The 18,589-nt window shown below is 67.4% G+C and carries 24 protein-coding genes and 1 other RNA gene; 6 read left to right on the forward strand and 19 right to left on the reverse strand.

The window, feature by feature from the left end; genetic code table 11:
* The first annotated feature begins 464 nt into the window (after positions 1-464).
* Together RM423_RS21835 and RM423_RS25990 are read left to right on the forward strand one after the other, a co-directional pair.
* Positions 465-806, forward strand: coding sequence for a hypothetical protein (locus tag RM423_RS21835; protein ID WP_311425165.1), 342 nt, complete (start codon positions 465-467; stop codon positions 804-806).
* 50 nt (positions 807-856) lie between these two features.
* The gene (locus RM423_RS25990; RefSeq protein WP_396327827.1) at positions 857-1,633 is read left to right on the forward strand and encodes a transposase; all 777 of its coding nucleotides are present in this window, start codon (positions 857-859) and stop codon (positions 1,631-1,633) included.
* Here RM423_RS25990 and RM423_RS21840 read toward each other — a convergent pair.
* Positions 1,531-2,133 (reverse strand): class I SAM-dependent methyltransferase, encoded by a 603-nt coding sequence (locus RM423_RS21840; RefSeq protein ID WP_311425166.1) that lies wholly within the window; start codon positions 2,131-2,133, stop codon positions 1,531-1,533. The genes RM423_RS25990 and RM423_RS21840 overlap by 103 nt on opposite strands.
* 215 nt (positions 2,134-2,348) lie before the next feature.
* Between RM423_RS21840 and RM423_RS21845 the strand changes: the two genes are divergently transcribed.
* On the forward strand, positions 2,349-2,660 hold the full coding sequence (locus tag RM423_RS21845) for a hypothetical protein (protein ID WP_311425167.1): 312 nt from the start codon (positions 2,349-2,351) through the stop codon (positions 2,658-2,660).
* A 156-nt stretch (positions 2,661-2,816) separates the two neighbouring features.
* Positions 2,817-3,086, forward strand: coding sequence for a peptidase associated/transthyretin-like domain-containing protein (locus tag RM423_RS21850; RefSeq protein ID WP_311425168.1), 270 nt, complete (start codon positions 2,817-2,819; stop codon positions 3,084-3,086).
* 140 nt (positions 3,087-3,226) lie between these two features.
* On the opposite strand, the gene ssrA is transcribed toward RM423_RS21850, so the two are convergent.
* The 11 genes from ssrA to RM423_RS21905 form a co-directional block, all read right to left on the reverse strand.
* Positions 3,227-3,602: a transfer-messenger RNA gene (gene ssrA, locus RM423_RS21855) on the reverse strand.
* Between the two features lie 87 nt (positions 3,603-3,689).
* Positions 3,690-4,631 carry a GNAT family N-acetyltransferase gene (locus RM423_RS21860; RefSeq protein WP_311425169.1) on the reverse strand — a complete coding sequence of 314 codons (942 nt, stop codon included), beginning with the start codon at positions 4,629-4,631 and terminating at the stop codon, positions 3,690-3,692.
* The gene (locus tag RM423_RS21865) at positions 4,628-5,521 is read right to left on the reverse strand and encodes an amidohydrolase family protein (protein WP_311425170.1); all 894 of its coding nucleotides are present in this window, start codon (positions 5,519-5,521) and stop codon (positions 4,628-4,630) included. Before RM423_RS21865 ends, RM423_RS21860 begins: the two co-directional genes overlap by 4 nt.
* A complete protein-coding gene (gene smpB / locus RM423_RS21870; RefSeq protein ID WP_311425171.1) occupies positions 5,518-6,042 on the reverse strand; it encodes an SsrA-binding protein SmpB in 525 nt (174 codons plus the stop codon). The genes RM423_RS21865 and smpB overlap by 4 nt, the downstream gene beginning before the upstream one ends.
* A 9-nt stretch (positions 6,043-6,051) precedes the next feature.
* Entirely contained in the window at positions 6,052-6,969 is a 918-nt protein-coding gene (gene ftsX / locus RM423_RS21875; protein WP_311425172.1) for a permease-like cell division protein FtsX, read from the reverse strand.
* Between the two features lie 76 nt (positions 6,970-7,045).
* Positions 7,046-7,735 carry a cell division ATP-binding protein FtsE gene (gene ftsE / locus RM423_RS21880; RefSeq protein WP_311425173.1) on the reverse strand — a complete coding sequence of 230 codons (690 nt, stop codon included), beginning with the start codon at positions 7,733-7,735 and terminating at the stop codon, positions 7,046-7,048.
* Positions 7,736-7,775: 40 nt separating this feature from the next.
* Complete coding sequence (gene prfB / locus RM423_RS21885) at positions 7,776-8,867, reverse strand: peptide chain release factor 2 (protein WP_311425174.1); 1,092 nt, start codon at positions 8,865-8,867, stop codon at positions 7,776-7,778.
* 50 nt (positions 8,868-8,917) lie between these two features.
* Positions 8,918-10,021 (reverse strand): cation diffusion facilitator family transporter, encoded by a 1,104-nt coding sequence (locus RM423_RS21890; protein WP_311425175.1) that lies wholly within the window; start codon positions 10,019-10,021, stop codon positions 8,918-8,920.
* A gap of 30 nt (positions 10,022-10,051) precedes the next feature.
* Positions 10,052-11,050, reverse strand: a complete 999-nt coding sequence (ligD, locus tag RM423_RS21895; RefSeq protein ID WP_311425176.1) for a non-homologous end-joining DNA ligase — start codon at positions 11,048-11,050, stop codon at positions 10,052-10,054.
* A gap of 84 nt (positions 11,051-11,134) precedes the next feature.
* Complete coding sequence (locus tag RM423_RS21900) at positions 11,135-12,379, reverse strand: SPFH domain-containing protein (protein WP_311425177.1); 1,245 nt, start codon at positions 12,377-12,379, stop codon at positions 11,135-11,137.
* Between the two features lies 1 nt (position 12,380).
* Positions 12,381-12,635 carry a hypothetical protein gene (locus RM423_RS21905; protein WP_311425178.1) on the reverse strand — a complete coding sequence of 85 codons (255 nt, stop codon included), beginning with the start codon at positions 12,633-12,635 and terminating at the stop codon, positions 12,381-12,383.
* A gap of 104 nt (positions 12,636-12,739) precedes the next feature.
* Here RM423_RS21905 and RM423_RS21910 point away from each other — a divergent pair, with 104 nt between their 5' ends.
* Positions 12,740-13,015, forward strand: coding sequence for a hypothetical protein (locus tag RM423_RS21910; RefSeq protein ID WP_311425179.1), 276 nt, complete (start codon positions 12,740-12,742; stop codon positions 13,013-13,015).
* Positions 13,016-13,095: 80 nt separating this feature from the next.
* Here the strand turns inward: RM423_RS21910 and RM423_RS21915 are convergent, their stop codons facing one another.
* From RM423_RS21915 to RM423_RS21945, 7 genes are all read right to left on the reverse strand, one after another.
* Positions 13,096-13,560 (reverse strand): pilus assembly protein TadG-related protein, encoded by a 465-nt coding sequence (locus RM423_RS21915; protein WP_311425180.1) that lies wholly within the window; start codon positions 13,558-13,560, stop codon positions 13,096-13,098.
* A complete protein-coding gene (locus RM423_RS21920; RefSeq protein WP_311425181.1) occupies positions 13,560-14,033 on the reverse strand; it encodes a hypothetical protein in 474 nt (157 codons plus the stop codon). The genes RM423_RS21915 and RM423_RS21920 overlap by 1 nt, the downstream gene beginning before the upstream one ends.
* The gene (locus RM423_RS21925) at positions 14,030-14,392 is read right to left on the reverse strand and encodes a TadE/TadG family type IV pilus assembly protein (RefSeq protein ID WP_311425187.1); all 363 of its coding nucleotides are present in this window, start codon (positions 14,390-14,392) and stop codon (positions 14,030-14,032) included. Before RM423_RS21925 ends, RM423_RS21920 begins: the two co-directional genes overlap by 4 nt.
* Positions 14,393-14,452: 60 nt before the next feature.
* Positions 14,453-14,677 (reverse strand): hypothetical protein, encoded by a 225-nt coding sequence (locus RM423_RS21930; protein WP_311425182.1) that lies wholly within the window; start codon positions 14,675-14,677, stop codon positions 14,453-14,455.
* Between the two features lie 71 nt (positions 14,678-14,748).
* Positions 14,749-15,693, reverse strand: coding sequence for a type II secretion system F family protein (locus tag RM423_RS21935; RefSeq protein WP_311425183.1), 945 nt, complete (start codon positions 15,691-15,693; stop codon positions 14,749-14,751).
* Positions 15,690-16,547, reverse strand: a complete 858-nt coding sequence (locus RM423_RS21940) for a type II secretion system F family protein (protein ID WP_311425184.1) — start codon at positions 16,545-16,547, stop codon at positions 15,690-15,692. The genes RM423_RS21935 and RM423_RS21940 overlap by 4 nt, the downstream gene beginning before the upstream one ends.
* A 2-nt stretch (positions 16,548-16,549) precedes the next feature.
* Positions 16,550-17,818, reverse strand: coding sequence for a CpaF family protein (locus tag RM423_RS21945; RefSeq protein ID WP_311425185.1), 1,269 nt, complete (start codon positions 17,816-17,818; stop codon positions 16,550-16,552).
* A gap of 206 nt (positions 17,819-18,024) precedes the next feature.
* Between RM423_RS21945 and RM423_RS21950 the strand changes: the two genes are divergently transcribed.
* Positions 18,025-18,414: a hypothetical protein gene (locus RM423_RS21950; protein WP_311425186.1), complete on the forward strand. Its 390-nt coding sequence runs from the start codon at positions 18,025-18,027 to the stop codon at positions 18,412-18,414.
* Positions 18,415-18,589: the final 175 nt, after the last annotated feature.

The raw sequence follows: 18,589 nt of genomic DNA on the forward strand, positions 1-18,589 counted from the left end.
CGATACAACTCGACAGCGTCGCGGCGAAACTCCTCGGAGTAGTTCTTCCTCGCCATGAGTGGATCATCTCGCTTCCACCCCACCGAAGCAGGGATTGAGCGTGTCCACTACTCGGGGTCAGGTCCCTCCGTCCCCATGTGACGAAGAAGCGCACCGAGCCGTCCGTCAATTTCACCTCAACTGCAACGACGTCGTCCATATCCAAACCTTCCTCGTCGGGGACACTCAGCCGATGAGGCGGCGAATGCGTTTCCTGTGGGGCATCGACGGTTTCGTCGGAACCACAAGCGCGGGGATCTACGTAATCGTCGCAGCTTTCGCCGCAGGAGTCCTCGCTGGTACCGGACCGGTGGGCGGAGTGGGTCTCAGCCGGAGACCGCATCAGCGCCGGCTCAATCGGTGGGGCGTGCGTTGCCGTCGGCGCGGCCTTCGCGACGTCGCGGATCTTCGTTCGGGGCGGCGACGTGCACGTGGTCTCGCTGCTGCGCACATATCTCGTCGAGGCAGCCGACATCGTCGACCTCGAAGACGCGAACGGCTTCGCGATCCGGCTCACCTCGGGACGGCGTGTGAGCACCGTGGCCAACCAGCGGTCTCTGATCGCCAGATTTACGGGGAATCGGCGCGGGCGCCGTGCGGCACGACGTCTGACCAGGCTCTGCGGACCGTTTCATGCGCAGCTCGACCGCCAGACCGGCGACACGCTTCGTAACCGGTTGAGGTGGCGCCCGATCGTGGCAGCGGCGCCGGTCATAGCCACTTTCGCGCTTTACTCCGCCCTAGCCGCGCTGGCCAACCCTGACTAACTGGGTGTGTCCCTATTGCCGCTGCGCCGTTGGTCGTCACGGTGCGCGGCATGGCGTATCCGAGTGATCTAACCGATGAGCAGTGGGCGGTGCTGGAGCCGGTGTTCAACTCACCGGGGAAGCGGGGCCGCAAGCACGGTGATGACCTGCGCACGGTGGTCGACGCGATGCTGTACATCGCGCAGACCGGATGCCAGTGGCGCTACCTGCCCGAGTCATTCGGCCGCTGGACGCGGGTTTGGTCACAGTTCCGCCGCTGGTCACGCAACGGCACCTGGGCCCGCGCGCTCACGGTGCTGCATGCCGCCGCCCGTGAGGTTGAGGGGCGGGCGCAGGAGCTGGTGCTCGTCGACCGCGGCGTGACGGCACAGGCGGCGAACAAGCTGGGCCGTCCGCATGGCGTGGAGGTTCGCCGGGTCGGGTGGGACCAACAAGCAGCCGGTCTTCCGTCCCATCCGGCACGCCTGGCGCGTCAAGGTGGCCCACGGACGTCTCGGCCGCAGCCGCAGACTCGCCAAGTCGTTCGAGAACACCGCATCAGCGACCGGCTGGCTCCAGGTCGCCTGCGTCGCCACAACGCTCCGGCACCTGAGCCACCCCGGCCCACGGCCGGCCAGGATGCGTCGAGCCGCATAGCAGTGCGAAGCCGCGTCTCGCGGCGCGCTCGGAACGCGGCATATCGAGTGGGGCCGCTGCGCGGCAAATCCCGCAGCGATTGGGCCCGTCATATCTGCTTTGACCACACGACCAGGTACCTGAAGAGCGGGAGTTGCCTCCACTTGGCGCCGGGCAGCGTGGCCGTCGTGATGGCGCGTGCCTCGCTATAGGTATGGGGAAATCGCATTTGCACCGGCGCTGAGTGTTGCCAGAATCCGCGGGTGCGCGACAGCACATGATGCTGCGCAATCCCGGCGGACTCAACCAGGAAATCGCGCGGCTTCGAGGGGCGGGCACAACCGATCACGACGACTCGTCCACCTGGCGCGGTCAAGGCCGCCAGCCGAGTCAGCGCGCTTGCCAGGTCCGATGCGTGGTGCAGCGTGGCGATGGAGGCCACGAGCTCGAAGTAGCCGAGCGGTAACGGATGAGTCATGAAGTCTCCGTGTACCCATTGAACGTCGGCGCCCGTCGCCCGCGCCCGAGCCAGGACCTCCGCGTCTAGGTCGATGCCCACCACTTCGGGAACCTGCTCGCGAAGGTCGCACGCGAGCAACCCGTCACCGGTTCCGACATCCAAGACGGCCCGAGCTCGGCCGGGTACAGCCCGAAGGACTCGCCGGTGGTAGTGAGTGTTGTGGTTCCAATAGCGCTGCAAGTCGGTGGGCACACGCTCAACCTCTCATGCCGGCGCCTCATGCTCGCGACTCAGTAAGATCCGGTCTGTGAGCTGTATCTGGTTCGCGCTGGGCTGCTATGGGGGTACACAGACGGTGCTCAAGCGCACGATGGCTGTCATGAGGGATGCGCGGCGGGTCTTAGGTGAGTGACGGTCACGAATTGATCAGCCGGTTTGCGCGCCAGGGCGTGACTGTAGTGGGCGCGGTGCCGGCATTCACGGGCCTGTACCCGCACCTCGGCGGGTGGGGGAACTGGGAGCTGTTGTTCACCCGGCACCGGCTGCTGGCGCGCACAGCCGACGGCATTCAGGAGTGGACTGCATTGACCGGCCCGACACCCGGCCGGCTGCTGCGCGCGGACAACGGCACTAACGTCGAGGTCGTCGTCGGTCGTGACAGGTACGACAGGGTGCTGGTCGCGGGACGACAATTCTGGGTGCACCGCCGCTATCGGCAGACCGTCCAGGACTGGGTAACGCCTGGCACGGCGTGTCGGGCCTCAGAGTCGGATGGATAGCGAGCCTGCTTATTGCGCCGCAGACCGGGCGCGGGCACAGTGCGTCGTGTGAACATGATGCCTCCATCGCTTGTCGGCATCGCCGCATTGGTCGGGCTGCTCAGCCTGACCGCATGCCGAGCGCAAACCGGTCACTCCGGCGCGTCGGGAACTGCCGTGTCTGGGACTCTCCGGCTGACCGGCGGCCCCAGCGGTTCCAGCCAACCAGGGGTCGGGGGGCAGGTCGTGTTCACGTCGGACGATACGCACCACACGCAGGCAGCCGCCGACGGGACGTTCACCATGTCGTTGAGACCCGGCACGTACACAGTCACCGGCACTTCTCCCCAGTTCGACGACGGGCAGGGCACCTGCAGAGCCGACACCAGAGTCGTCGTGACGGGCACTGCGGTCGCCGGACTGGTCGTGGCCTGCTCCCGCAGGTAGTGAGGCGTCCCGGCCGGTGCCGGGATCCGTCGGCCAGACGTTTCCTCGTACCTCGGTCACGGCCTCCTCCCGATTCCCGACTGGAAACCGAGCCAATCGACGACAAAGGCCCCTACAAACTACGTAGGGGCCTTCATCGTCGGTGGAGGTGCCGGGAATCGAACCCGGGTCCTTCGTCGTGTTGATGGGCATTCTCCGGGCGCAGTGTGCATCGTCTCTACTTGGCCTCACCGATCATGCACACAAGTCGGTGTGACAGGCCCAGTCGCTGTGAGTTGTCCCGCCCTCCCCCGCGACCGGGGCGAGCGGTAAGCCACCTAGCTGATGCCAGGATCCGGGCCGGTGACGAACCCGGGCTGACAGACCCGTTCCGCTGCTTAGGCAGCGAGAACGAAGTCAGCGCGATTAGAATCGGCGCTTATTTTGTTTTGCATCGCTTTTTTAACGAGGTCAGCAATGCGGTCCTCGGCCCGCTTCTCCACATCTAGACGCACAAAGTCGAAACCGTTCACCCCCTGGACGGTGCTGTACTAGCAACGGCTCCCATCATGCCACGCCGGTAGCTGCCAGACCCAGCCGGTTTCGCCGAGGGCCGAAGCGCAGCTAACCCAGCGCAGGAACGACCTTGCCGTATGAGGCGACCACCCGCTGCAGCTCGAACCCCACGGACGAGTACAGGGCGCCGGCTCCCTGGGCGTTCTCCGAATCCACCGACAGCCCGGCCGCGGTGTAGCCCTGCGCGGCCATCGAGCGCAGCGACGCACTGAGACACGCCCGCGCCAACCCCCGGCCACGCGCCTCTTGCCGGGTACCGACGAGGTCCACCCAGGCCTCCCCCGGCACCCACTCGCACACCAGCGTGTAGGCCAGCACCCGGCCGTCGGCCGCCAGGCTGACGAAGCCGGCATCGGGGCGAAAAGATCGCGAGCCGACGTAGCTCTGCCAACGCAGGGGGTCACGTGGCGTCGAGCCCCAATGCGTGCTGAAGGCATCGTTGTGCGCCAGTCGCACCTGCTCGCTCAGCTCGGCCGAATATGGAGTCACCGCGACGGAAGGTTCGGCAACCGGAGCGCCGGGAATGGGGCGTTCCAGTTTCCGGTAGTACCGCTCGATCGCGTACCCGCGGTGTTCCAGCAGGCGCCGCACCGACGCGTCCTCGATGCCGCCCGGCACTCGCAGGTGAACCGGTACTCCCGGCCCGCGCTCCGCGCCAAGCTGCATTGCCCGCGCTTCCAGCAGGTCCATGACCCTGACCCCCATCCCACGGCCACGGTGGTCCGGATGCACGCCGCCGACGAGCAGGGCAGAGAGGTTGCCGCTCGGTGGTCCACGCTTGACCCCAAGTTGGCCGAAGCCGATCAGCGCGCCGTCATCCCACACGGCGACGGTGTCCCGGACCGCATCCACGCCCGGCTCGATCAGCTCCTCGGCCAGATCCTCGGCCTCGTAGAACTCCTCGGCGCCATCGACGGTGGCCAGCAGATTCGTCAGCTGGGCCCACTCCCGCACGCACTCGGCGCTCAGCGAACCCCAGCGAACCGTCATGTCCCAATCCCCAGCAACTCCGCGCCGTTGTGCCACAGCACCTGCCGCAGCCAATCATCGCCGAAGCCCCAGTCAACGAGCGACTGGATTTGGGTGGCGTAGGAGTACGGGATGTTGGGAAAGTCCGTGCCCAGCACGATCTTGTCGGCCAGCGACCGGTACGCGTCCAGTACCTCGGCCGGAAGCGGCGCGACCCGCTCGATGTACGGGGTGCCGACCATGGTGGTGTCCAACCGGACGTTGCGGTACGTGCGCGCCAGCTCCAGGTGCTCGGCGTACTCGGGCATGCCGCAGTGCGCGATCACCGCAGCCAGCGACGGATGCCGGCGCAGCACCGCGCCGATCGGGGCCGGGCCGGTGTGGGCGCCGGGTATCGGACCCGAGCCGCAGTGCACGACGACCGGCACGCCGGCCTCGCTGAGCAGTCCCCAGACCTCGTCGAGCAGCTCGTCCCGAGGGTCGAACTGTCCCACCTGGACGTGGGCCTTGAAGATCCGCGCGCCCCGCTCCAGCGCCTCGCCGACGTAAAGAGCGGCACCGGGCTCGGGAAAGAAGGTCGCGCTGTGCACCGCGTCGGGATGCTCGGCGGCGAAGTCGGCGCACCAGTCGTTCAGCCAGGTCGCCATGCCCGGCTTGTGCGGGTAGCACAGCGTCGGAAAGTGCCGGACGCCGAGTGTGTGCAGGGTGTCGATGCGCTGCCGCTCGTCGTCGCGGTACTGGACCGGCCAGGCCATGCCGTAATGGCGCTCGGCGTCGTCGAAGTAGCGCCAGACCTTGGCCAGCATGCCCGGTGGCAGAAAGTGCACGTGGACGTCGGCCAGCCCCGGCAGCCCGAGCGATTGCCAGACCTGCGGAACCTCAGCGTCGGTCAGGGACTGCGCCGAACTCACTCCGTGTAGCCCTTGGCCCGCCGTCCGAGCGCCCTACTCACCTCGCGGTCGGCGTCGCGCTTGGCCAGATCCTGGCGCTTGTCCCAGCTCTTCTTACCGCGCGCGAGGGCGATCTCAACCTTGACCTTGCCCTCGACGAAATAGAGGGACAGCGGCACCAGGGTCAGGCCTGACTCCTTGGTCTTGCCGATCAGCCGCAGGATCTCGCCCTTGTGCAGCAGCAACTTGCGGACCCGGCGCGGGGTGTGGTTCGTCCACGAGCCGAAGGCGTACTCCGGAATGTGCACGCCGTGCAGGTACACCTCGCCATTGTCGATCGTCGCGAAGCCGTCCACCAGCGACGCCCGTCCCAGCCGCAGCGACTTCACCTCGGTGCCCATCAGCACAACGCCGCACTCGAAGACGTCCTCGATCGAATACTCGTGCCGCGCCTTCTTGTTCTGGGCGATGATCTTGCGTACGGGACGGTTGGACGACAGTGCTGGGCTCTTGGACCCTGCGGTCTTGGGTGCGGCGGCCATAACTAGAAACTACAGCCGGACGTACAGGCGCAGCGTCATCCAGGCGGTCGCCGCGGCCAGCACCACGCCGGCGATCAGGCCGACACCGCCGGCCAGGATGATGTCGTTGCCGTCCAGCGGCTGCAGGATCTTCGACTTCACCTGGTCACCGAGCAGCCCGTCGAGAAAGACCAGCTTCGCGACCCAGTTGCCCACCATGCCCAGTACGGCACCCACCACCGCGGCCACCATCGCCTCGATCACGAACGGCAGCTGGGTCATCCAGCGCGACGCCCCGACCAGCCGCATGATGCCGGTCTCGTTGCGCCGTTGCTGCGCGGCCACCTGGATGGTGTTGGCCATCTGCAGCAGCGCGCAGATGCCGACGATGAAAGCCATCACGTACGAGCCGACCCGGCCGGTGTCGAAGAGCCGGAGCATCGTCTTGAGGCTGACGTCCTGGTTCTGCACCTGCTCCACCCCCGCCACCTTCGCATAGCGGGCCGCCACCGGGTTGTAGTCGTTCTTCAGGTCCCGCAGCTTGATCGTGAACGAGGCGGGGATGGCGCCGGGTCCGGCCTCGTCGACCACCTTGGCGCCGAGGCGCTGCTTCGCGATCGCGGTCGCCTGCGCCTCGTCCAGATACTGCACGCTCGTGATCTGCGGGTCGGCCCGCAGCTCGGCCTGCAACGCCTGCCGCTCGGCCGAGGTCACCTTGTGCTTGCAGTTCGAGCCCGGGTTCTGGTTCGAGGTCGCGGTGCACAGGTAGACCGAGACGTTGATCTTGTCCTTGTAGGCCTCTTGGGTCTTGGAGATCTCTTTGTTGATCAGCAGGGCGCCGCCGAGGAAGAACAGCGCGATCGCGGTCGAGAGCACGAGGGCGATGGTCATGCTGGCGTTGCGGCGCAGACCTGTCGCGACTCCAGACATCAGATAGCTGGCGCGCATGGGTTGTTACTCCGATCGAGGTTCGCTTTTGAACCGAGTGGTGCTGGCTGGCTGGTCCGTTCGAGGTGCTGGCTGGCTAACGCCCGATTCCGTACACGCCCCGGTTCTGGTCCCGCACCACGTGGCCGAGGTCCAGCTCGATCACCCGGCGGCGCATGGCGTCGACGATGTTGCTGTCGTGGGTGGCCATCACGACGGTGGTGCCCTTGCGGTTGATCCGCTCCAGCAGGCTCATGATCCCCTGGCTGGTGTCCGGATCCAGGTTGCCGGTCGGCTCGTCGGCGAGCAGCACCAGCGGCCGGTTCACGAAGGCCCGGGCGATGGCGACGCGCTGCTGCTCACCACCGGACAACTCGTTCGGGTACCGGTGGGCCTTGCCGTCCAGGCCCACCATGTCGAGCACTTCGGGCACCGACCGGGCAATGGCCCGCTGGGACTTGTTGATGACCTCCAGGGCGAAGGCGACGTTCTCTTGCACGGTCTTCTTCGGCAGCAGCCGGAAGTCCTGGAACACGCAGCCGATCCCGCGCCGAAGCTCGGGCACCTTGCGCCCGGGTAGCTTGGCGATGTCCTTGCCGTTGACGATGACGCTGCCCTTGGTCGGGATGTCCTCACGCAACAGCAGGCGGAGGACCGAAGACTTTCCCGACCCGGACGCGCCGATCAGGAAGACGAACTCGCCCTTGTCGATGTCGAGGGTCACGCCGTCCAATGCCGGACGGGTGCTGGCCGGATAGATCTTGGTGACATTCTGGAGCGCGATCACGGGAGGCCATCCTACCGGCCGGTTGAACGATGTACGGCAGCTACGCGGAGCGGCGCCAGCGGATGCCGGCCTCGATGAAGTCGTCGATGTCCCCGTCGAGCACGGCCGACGGGTTACCGACCTCGTGCTCGGTGCGCAGATCCTTCACCATCTGGTACGGATGCAGGACGTAGGAGCGCATCTGGTTGCCCCAGCTGTTGCCCGCGTCCTTGAGCTTGTCGAGCGCGGCCTGCTCCTGTTGCCGCCGCAGTTCGAGCAGCTTGGCCTGCAGCACCGCGAGCGCGGACGCCTTGTTCTGGATCTGGCTGCGCTCGTTCTGGCAGCTGACCACGATCCCGGTCGGCAGGTGGGTGAGCCGGACCGCCGAGTCGGTGGTGTTGACGCCCTGCCCACCCGGACCGGACGAGCGGTAGACATCCACCCGTAGCTCGTCGTCGGGAATGTCGACGTGGTCCGAAGACTCCACGACCGGCAACACCTCGACGCCGGCGAAGCTGGTCTGCCGGCGTCCCTGGTTGTCGAACGGGCTGATCCGCACCAGGCGGTGGGTGCCCTGCTCCACCGACAAGGTGCCGTAGGCGTAGGGCGCCTTGACCTGGAAGGTGGCCGACTTGATGCCCGCCTCTTCGGCGTAGGAGGTGTCATAGACCTCGGTCGAGTAGTTGTGCCGCTCTGCCCAGCGCAGGTACATCCGCATCAGCATCTCGGCGAAGTCAGCCGCATCCACGCCGCCGGCCTCGGACCGGATGGTGACGAGTGCCTCGCGCGAGTCGTACGGCCCGCTCAGCAGCGTCTGGACCTCGAGCTCGCCGATCGCCTTGTGCAGCTTGGCGAGCTCGGCCTCGACCTCGGTAGCGGAATCGGCGTCGCCCTCGGACCCGGCCATCTCCCACAGCAGCTCGGCGTCGTCCACCCGGCTGCGCAGCTCCTCGACCCGGCGGACCTGACCCTGGGTGTGGCTCAGCTTCGAGGTCACCTTCTGGGCGTTCTCGCTGTCGCTCCACAGGTCGGGATCAGAGGCCAGGGCCTCGAGTTCGGCGACCTGCGCACGCAGCTTGGGCACGTCGAGGACCGCCTCGATACTGGCCAGGGTCGCCGACAGCTCTTTCAGCTCGGCGGGAACATCAGTCACAGCAGTTCAGACTACTGGTCACCGGGCCGGCTGGTCATCGCTAGTCGTTGCTAGTCGTTTAGCGGCGCCCGAGTGGTACCGAGACCGTGGCCGTCGCGTGCCGCGGCCAGCGACCGGGCCCGGGCCGCGGACTCCGATTCCGGCTCGTCAGCCAGCACCCGGCCGTACCGGGTGAGCACCCGCACCCGGAGTTCGGCATCGGTGCGGGGCACCGGCTGCAGGAAGATCTCGTCCAGCGAGGGAAATCCCATCCGCAGGTCGGTGTCGAACCGCATGCAGGCCGCCTCGATTTCGGTGGCGGAGGCGGAGTCCACGAAGTCGACCCGGGCACACAGCAGGATCTTGTTCACGCCGGTCATCATGGTCAGCACATCGACCACGTCCAGCACCTCGTCCTGCCGCTCCAGCCAGGCGGTGATTGCCCGGACCATCCTGAGGTCGGCCTGCTTGCCGATCAACAGCCCCTTGCAGGTCTGGGCCAGCGCGAACGCGGCGAAGACCAGCAGCACGCCGATGGACAGCGACGCGAGCCCGTCCCAGAACGCCGAACCGGTGAGCTGGTGCAGCGCGACGCCGGCGCCGGCGAGCGCGAGCCCTATCAGGGCGGCGGCGTCCTCCAGGACCACGCTCTTGACCGTCGGGTCATCCGGATCCTTGACGTAGGACCGGAAGGAGCGGCGACCCCTGGCCGCGGCGCCCTTGACCTGACCGACCGCCTGCCGGAACGACATCCCCTCGAGGACGGCGGCAATGGCCAGCACCGGGTAGTTGATCCAGAGCTTGTCGGTCGGCTCAGTTCCCGAGGAGAAGATCGTGTGGAAGCCCTGGTAGATGGAGAACGCCGCGCCGGACACCAGGATGGTGACGGCCGCCAGCAGCGACCAGAAGTACCGCTCCTTGCCGTAGCCGAAGGGGTGCACCCGATCCGCCGGCTTCTCCGACCGGTGCAGCGCCGTCAGCAGCAGCAGCTCGGTCGAGGTGTCACCGGCCGAGTGCGCGGCCTCCGACAGCAGCGCCCCGGATCCGGTGATCAGTCCGGCGATCAATTTCAGCAGGCCCACACCGGCATTCGCCGCCAGCGCGAGCAGCACAGTCACCGTGCTCTCGCCGGATGCGGCTGCTTCCGTGGGTGGAGCGTCCTCAGTTTTCGTCACCAATCCACTATGCGTGGCGGCCGGCGACAATCAACTCTCCGGACGGACTTCTTCCGGCGTCTTGTCCGGGCGCAGCCCGCGCCAGACCGAATGGCGCAGCCTGCCGTCGCCGGTCCACTCGCCGAAGACGACCTCGCCCACCAGGGTGGGCTCGATCCACCGCACGTCGGCGCTCTCGGCCCGCGGCACGGCATAACTGGGGTCCGCACCCGCGGAGCTGCCGCCGAAAGCGGACGTGGCACGGGCCAGCGGCCGGAACCGGGCCAGCAGCGCGTCGAGCGCGGCATCGGTGAAGCCGGTGCCGACCTTGCCGACATAGCGCAGCCCCGCCTCGTCCGGTATGCCGAGCAGCACCGCACCCACCGTGCCGGCCCGGCGGCCGTTGCCGGGTTTCCAGCCACCGACGACCACCTCTTGGGTACGGAGATTCTTGATCTTGCGCCAGTCCGGCGAGCGCCGCCCCGGCCGGTACGCGCTGTTCAGGCGCTTGGCCACGATGCCCTCGAGCCCGAGCTGCCTGCTGGCCTGCAGCAGCTCGGCCCCGCCCCCGACGAAGTACCGCGGGGTCTGCCAGCTCGGTCCGTTCAGGTCGAGGGCCTCCAACAGCTCGCGCCGCCGGATGTAGGGCAGCGCGGTCGTCGAGGCCCCGTCCCGGTAGAGCACGTCGAACACCAGGTAGACCACCGGGTCGCTACGGCTCAGCCTGTCGGCGTCGGCGGCCCGGGAGACGTGCATCCGCTTCTGCAACCGGCCGAAACTGGACAGCCCGTTCGCGCCGAAGGCGACGATCTCGCCGTCGAGGATCAGCCCGCTGCCGGCCTGCTCACCGAGCGCCCGCAACTCGGGATAGCTGACGCTGACATCCAGGTCGTTGCGCGACAGCAACCGGACGCGGCCCTCGCTGAGGAAGGCCACCGCCCGGGCACCGTCCCACTTGGTCTCGTAGCCCCACTGCGCGTCCTGGGCGGTATCGGGCAGCTCACCAACAGTGGCGAGCATGGGGGCAAACCGGTCGGGCATCGGCGCCATGAAGCTCTCCCCCGCTGTCGTCAGTGCCGCTGTACCCGCCTGCGCTGAAGGATGGCCCGTGGCCCGGATCAGCTCCAGCCCGGGTCAGCTCCAGGTGGCCGGCTTGCCGCCGTCGGTCAGGGCACCGTTGCCCGCCGTCCCATTGCTCGCCGCGCCGTTGGCCGAAGATCCAATGCTAGTCGCGCCGGTGCTCAGCGAGCGATCGACCGTGCTGCCCTCGCTGTCGTCGACGAAGGCGTCATCGACGGTTCCGGCCAAGCCGTTGCGGACCGAGTCCAGCAGGGCCATTCCCTGCCCCGCAAGCGACGCGACCACTCCGGTGAGGCCATCGGCGCCGTTGAGGACGGTCAGGTTCGACCCCTGCAGCCCCTCCGCCGCGGCCCGCAGCATCTGCGGAAGCTGCTCGATGACGAGCTGGTCGAGCGCGATCCGGCCCTCGGCGGCGGCGGCCTGCGCGGACAGCTTGGTGGCATCGGCCTGGGCGCGGGCCAGGGTGATGATCCGTTCGGCCTCGGCCTGCGCGGGTTTGACGACCTCCGCAATCAGCTCGGCCTCGCGCAGTTCGGCGTTCTTCTGCGCAACCAGCGAGCGCTCTACCAGCACGGCCTGCTGCGCCTGCGCCGCGGCCAGCGGACCGGCCTGCGCCGCCTTCTGCTGGGCCTGGTCGATCTCGGCCTGGAACTCCGCCTGAGCCACCGCGGTCTGCCGGGAGTACTCGGCCTGGTTGCGGGCGGACTCCTGCTGCGCCATCGCGCTGGCCTGGTCGGCCGCGGCCTGAGCCACCTTCGCCGCCTGGTTGACAGCAGCCTGGTGCGGAGCCGCCAGCGCCCGGATGTAGCCGGCGCCCTTGTCGTCGATGCTGCTGATCTGCAGCGAGTCGACGGCGAGGCCGATCTTGCCCATCTCGCCCTTGCTGGCGTCGAGGATCGCCTCGCCGAGCGTCTGCTGCTCGCGGATGATCGCCTCGACGGTCATGCTGCCGATGATGCTGCGCAGGTGACCGCTGAAGATCCGGCCCACCAGGGTCGCCATCTGCGACTGGTCGCCCTGAAAGCGCCGGGCAGCGGCGGCGATCGACTCGTGGTCATCGCCCACCTTGAACGCGATGACGGCCTGGACGCCGAGGGTGAGGCCCTGCTTGGTGTAGCAGTCCTCGACCACCTCGGCCTCCTGCATCGCCAGGGTCAGGGTCGAGGCTCGCGAGACGATCGGCATGACGAAGACCCCGTGCCCGGTCACGATCTTGAACTGCAGCGCGTCGTCGCCTCGCTGCTTCTTGCCGCTGATCAGCAGTGCTTCATTCGGGGCTGGAACGCGGTATCCGAACACGTCAGTGCCTTCCGTCTAGGTCTGTGCCGCCTGAGACTCCTGATCCCGGCTGGCTCCACGGCTCGACGTCTATCCGACGCCCGCCGCGATTGCAGATCACCAGGACCTCGTGGTCCCGGGGCAGCGCCTGGGTGCAGTAGGCCACGTAGTAGTGCGGCAATCCGTCCACCACCACGCGTACCTCTCCCGGCAGTTCGCCGCCGCGGACAGCAACGCATACCGTGCCGATTCGGCCGACCAGCGACTGTCCGCTCATGGCGTCATTCAACAACTCCGTCGATCGCTGTGGGGAGAAATTCCGACTTTGTGTCTTAGCAGACTCGCCTCTGTTCCGATCTTGTGGTTTGTGGAGGCCTGCCGATGTCACCGTGCGGCCGCTGGAACGCGGCGGAAGATGGCGCTGTTCTTCACGGCGTTCCTGCCGCAGTTCGTGCACAGATCCTGCTGCAGTTCGTGGTGCTGGGGCTCATCATGCAGGCGATCGGGCCGGTCATCGACTCGTCCATCGACATGGTTGCCGGTGGCGCCCGTGACTTGCTCGGCCGTCGGCCGCAGATCCGGACGCACCTCGACAAGGCCGCCGCCACGGTGTTCGCGGCCCTGGCGGTGGCGGTTGTCGTCGAGGTTCCGGCGTGACGCTGGGTGGCACTCGTACTTCAAGGGCTTCGTACGTCAGCGGAGGAGCGGCGCACCAACGGTGTCGTCACGGCAGGCTGCTAATGCAGGTCGCCCTGCGCACTGGAGGTGGCGTGTTGATCGAAGCCGTTCGGGCGACCGAGAAGCCGCTGAAAGGCCAGCGTGGTGTGCTGCGAGCAGTCAAGCATCACCAGGTGTCCGTCGGCTGACAGGGCAGCGCGGACGGTGACTTGTTGGCGAGCCGGGTCCCGGTCGAGGTAGGACTGCGCTGCTTGCTGCACCGGCGCGAGCGGCAGTGCCGCGGTCAGGGTCTCGGTGCGGGCGGCCGGTCCGTCGACGGCATTGGCCGCGGCCAATGCTGCTCCGTCGCAGACGCTCTGCAGATCACGTTGCTTGGTGAACGCGTCACTGGCCACGATTGCGCCGGCCACCATGACCAGGGCGATCAGGAAGAAGCCGAGGATCAGCGGGATGGTCGAGCCACGGTCGTCGGCAGGTTCCAGCCGGCCACGGAGGGACTGTCGGAGCCCGGCGCGGCTCGGCATCAGCCCACCGGCCGGAAGTCATCGACGTGCACCACGTACCTGCCGATCGTCGTCACGCCGCGGCCGCTCAGGATGGCCGGCACGGCTGGCAGTCGCTGTGAGCGCAGCACGCACACGGTGAATTCGGACCCGGGTGCCAGTTGCGGAACCACGCTGGCCGCATCCTGGCAATCATCGCCGGCACCGACGTAGCGCAACTCGGCGCCGGACGCGGGAATGCCCTGACTGGCCAGCGCTATCCGGAACGCCGCGTCGGCCTGGCTGCCGGTGTCCGATGTTGCGAGGGCTCGGCCCACATCACGGGCGGCGTTCGTGGTGGCGAGCCGGCTTCGCTGGACGACCGCGATCGCAATGACCAGGTACACCAGCGGGACGAGTACCAACAACGCGACGAAGATGAACTCGACGATGACGCTGCCCCGCTGCCGCTCATGGTGGAGCACTGCCCACCGGTCGATCAGCCAGTTCATCACGGGGCATCTTTCAGCGACTGACCGCTGACCTTGATGTCGACCAGCGCCCCGATCGGCACGAACACCGACCTGATCCGGCCCTGGCAGCGCACCTCGGCGGTCACCAACCCGCTCGCCTCGTCGATGACCTGGCCACCCTCGCACGGCAGCCGCCGAGCCATTCCCGTGCCCAGCCCGCGACCGATGAGGGTGGACGCCCGGGCGCCACCCGCTGCCGGGTCCACATCCGCGTTCGCCCCGTACCGGGCACCATCCGCCGCAGCCGACGCCACAACCGACCGGACGTAGAACAACGCGGCCACCTGCAGCACCGCGAACAGCAGGAATACCAGCAGCACGGAGATCATCGTGAACTCCATCACCGACGAGCCACGATCATCACCCAGCCGCCGGCGCAGCGCTGTCAGCCGCGGCACGGCTCAGCTACCGGTGGCACCGGTCACCGAATCGATCGCATTGCTGATCGCGTCGGTGATCTTGCCCTTGAACACACCGAAGATGACAACCACCAACCCGGCGGTCATCACGGTCACCATGACCCACCCGGGTACGTCACCTCGCTCGGAGTCCGGACCCCGGACCCGGCTGCGAACCGCCAGGAACTGGATGCCGAACCACGCCGCGAAAAGCTGTGCCTGAACCATTGTCTATGTCTCCTCAGAGCCGACCGGGTGGGCCGACCGCGTTGAATACCGTTAGTTGGGAAGAAATACCATTATTTTGAAAGGGATGTCAGCGTGAGTAGGCCCGGATAGAGAGCGAACAGGACGGTGACGGGCAGGATCAGGAACACGACCGGCACCATCATCTGCAACTCCTTCTTGCCACCTGCCTCGAGCAGCGCGCGCTTGGAGAATTCCCGGACGTCGGTTGCCTGCGCCCGCAGCACCTCCGCGAGCGGGGTGCCACGCTCGATAGCAACGACAAGTCCCTGGATGAACCTGCTGAACGGTTCGAGGGTCGTGCGCTCGGCGAGCTGACCCAGAGCCCGGATCATCGGCATGCCCGCACGGGCCTCGTCCAGTGCCGCTTGCAGGTCCCTGGTCAGTTCGCCCTTGGTCAGCCGGCATACCCGCTGCATCGCGTCGATCGGCGCCTCGCCCGCCAGGACTGCCAGAGCGAGCAGGTCGGCGATGACGGGGAACTCCGCCAGCATGGCCCGCTCCCGGCGGGCGACTTGCTGGGTCAGCCACCAGTCCCGTGCCAGCACGCCGCCGACCGCACCGATCAGCGCCGCGCCGATGACCAGCACCGGGTCGACACCGCCACGCAGGTACGTCAGGGCACCAAGTCCGATGGCGCCGCCGACCATGCCGAGGCCACCCCACACCACTTGCTCGACGCGGAATTCCTCGACAGTGGTGGTAGATCCGAGGCCGCCGAGTCGCCGGCGGACCGAGTCAGCTCCGCCCACCAGGCGGTCAACCCACCGGGCGGCATCAGCGGCGAGTGGACCCAGTAACCGGAAAAGCACGCCGAACGGTTCCGAGCGCGCGTTCGGACGATCGAGCAGCCGTGACGGCGCCGGGGTGTCGGCGAGGTACGGTGCGATCCGGTCGACGAGCCGGATCGGGCGCATGGGCGGGGATGCCCGGACGGCCAGCACCATTCCGCATCCGGCCAGCGCGCCGAGCAGGGCACCGAGCCACCACGCACTCATCGCAGCACCCGTGGCTCTTCCGGCAGCCGGCCGATGCGCAGCATGATCCGGTACGCGGCCACACAGACCCCGCCACCGATCGCGAGCAGTAGCACTCCACCGGAGGAGTCGAAGCTGCGCAGCGTCGAGGACTCGGCACCGAGCATCAAGAGCACGAGCCACGGCGCCGCGACGGCCAACCGCGCGGCGTTGACCGTCCAGCCCTGACGCGTCTCCAGCTCCGACCTCGTGCGCGCATCCACCCGCAGCAGTTCGGACAGGGTTCGCAGCACCGTTCCGAGGTCACTGCCGCCGACCTCCCGCGCGACCCGCAGCGTCTCGCAGACCCGGTCCCCCACCGGATCGGCCAAGTCGTGCTTCAGCGCGTGCAGGCAGTCGGCGAACCGGCCAGTGGCACGGTAGGAAGCGCCGAAGCGGGCAAACGCGGGCCGCAACGGCTCCGGCCCGCGAACCGCCAGGCCGGACACCCCTTCGGGCAAGGACATCCCGGCTCGTACGGCGGAGGCCAGGTTGTCGATTGCCTCCGGCCACAACTCACGCAGGGCCACCTGACGCCGTTGCCGCATCCGCCGGACTACAGCGAGCGGGGCGACGAAGCCGAACACCGCAAAGCAGGCGGCCACCGCGACCGCACTGGTGGCGAGCTCGATGATGACGCCGGCCAGCACCGCGGCACCGGCTTGAACGCACAGCAGCTGAGCGGAGCTGACCGAGTCAATGCCTGCTTGGCGAATCAGCTCGTCGCGACGAACCATCCATCCGGCGCGAGCAGCGGAGCGCTGTGGCGCACGGGACCCGCTGCGCCAGATCAGCAACAGTCCGACGCCTGCGAGCAGGCCGAGGAATGCACCCATGCCTAGTAGCTCCGCGCGCCGCTCGACGCGCGAGGACTGCCGGTCAGGCCGTCACCGAGCAGTTCCCCGAGCTCGTACCCAGCCTGCTCATAGCGCTCGGCGTGCGGCGGGTAACCATCGCCTCGACGCAGTTGCCCGTCGACATAGGTGTACAGCTCGGATGTCTCGATGACATCGCCCTCCGCGCGCCCCGTCACGCCGATGACCTCGCGCACCCTGCGATGACCGCGATGGTCAGTGCCCAGGTGCACCACCAGGTCCACCGAGGCCGCGACCGTCGGCACCACGAAGCCCGCACTGACGTTCTCACCAGCCAGCAGCGGCAGCGTGCACATCTTGACCAGCGCCTCGCGCGCGGAGTTCGCGTGCAGCGTGCACATGCCCGGCAAACCAGAGTTGAGTGCGATCAGCAGATCCAGGCACTCTTCTTGTCGCACCTCGCCGACGACGATCCGGCTGGGCCGCATCCGCAAGGCCTCTTTGACCAGTCGCCGCAAGGTGATCTCGCCGGTTCCCTCGAGGTTCGGCTGCCGGGTCTGCATCGAGACGACGTCGGCCAGGGGTACCTGAAGCTCGAACACTTCTTCGGCGGTGATCACCCGCTCGTAAGCCGGGATGGCAGCACATAGGGCATTGAGCATCGTGGTCTTGCCGGCCTGGGTGCCGCCGGAGACCAGCACGTTGAGCCCCGCCGTCACCGACGCCTCCAGGAACCGGGCCACCCCACTGGGCATCGAACCGAGGCGTACCAGCTCGTCCAGACCGGCCACTCCCACGACGAACTTGCGGATATTCACCGCCATATGCCGGCGCGTGATCGACGGGATCACCACATGCAACCGGGACCCGTCCGGAAGTTGAGCATCGACGAACGGCGTGCTGAGGTCCAGCCGACGACCGGACAGCCGCAGCATCCGCTCCACCAGGTCAGCCACCTGCTCAGTCGTCAGGATCACGGTGGTGAGCTCCGACCGGCCACGGCGCGCGATGAACACCCGGCCGGGCTCGTTGATCCAGATCTCTTCCACCGAACCGTCGTCCAGGTAGGGCTGCAACGGCCCGAACCCGGCGACGTGGTCGAAGACGACCCGCGCCACCGCGTCGGCGTCACCCAGCGGCGGCAGCTCCGACATCGCCGCACGGTCGAGGTAGTCCGACAGCACCTCGTCCACCAGCAGCCGCATCGATTCCGGTTCGAGCACCGGATCCAGAGAGCGGCGTCGGACGAGTTCGCGCACCTCGCCCTCGATGATCGCCAGCCCTGTCGACACAGTGCACCTTTGCTAATGGATTACCCGATTGATGCCGCCAGCCTAGACGATCTTCGAGCACTGTCGCAGACATGTTCACCCCATCTGTGGATAAGTGACGACCTCGGCGGATCTGCGTCACGACCCGACTGGTCACACTTGCGACCGCCCGGCAGAGCTCGCCGTGCCGGACCCAGGAATTTGTTGGCACCTGGGACACTGGTGCTGTGGCGATAACGACTTCGCTCGGCTTCTTCGGGCACACCGTCTTCATCGAGATGGACGACGTCTTCTTACGTCCCGGCCTCGCCGCCCATGAGTTGCTCCTGCGAGTGAAAGCCCAGGGGCGGTGGCTGGAGGAGACCGGCAAGGACAACGAGTCCTACAGCCTGCTTTCTCTTGCCGGGCGTGTGACGTTCGGGCAGAGCATGACTCCGCTGGCTGAGATCCCGGCCCGTGTGATCACGTTGCGAGGCTGGCCGACCTCGCACGGCGAGGGACTGCATGGTCGAGGCGGCGAACCGCGACAGGTGAGCGAGATGCGTGCAGTCGTGGAGTGCCATGGAGCGAGGTGCCCGCCGCTGGCCCCGATATTTCGGGTGTCAAAGGTGATATGACAGAGCAGACCCGCCTGGCGGGGAACACCTGACGTCCGGCTCACGACCCTAGCCCGGGGCTTTCATGGTGGCGGCGTGCCGGTGAACTGAAAAGTGCTCCAGGTCAACGATGATCGAGGTTCTTGAGGCCAGATCGTCGTCAACAAGGAGCACCTTCAGGGTGAAGAATATCGGT

The sequence above is a fragment of the Jatrophihabitans lederbergiae genome (assembly GCF_031845305.1).
GTDB lineage: Bacteria > Actinomycetota > Actinomycetes > Mycobacteriales > Jatrophihabitantaceae > Jatrophihabitans_A > Jatrophihabitans_A lederbergiae.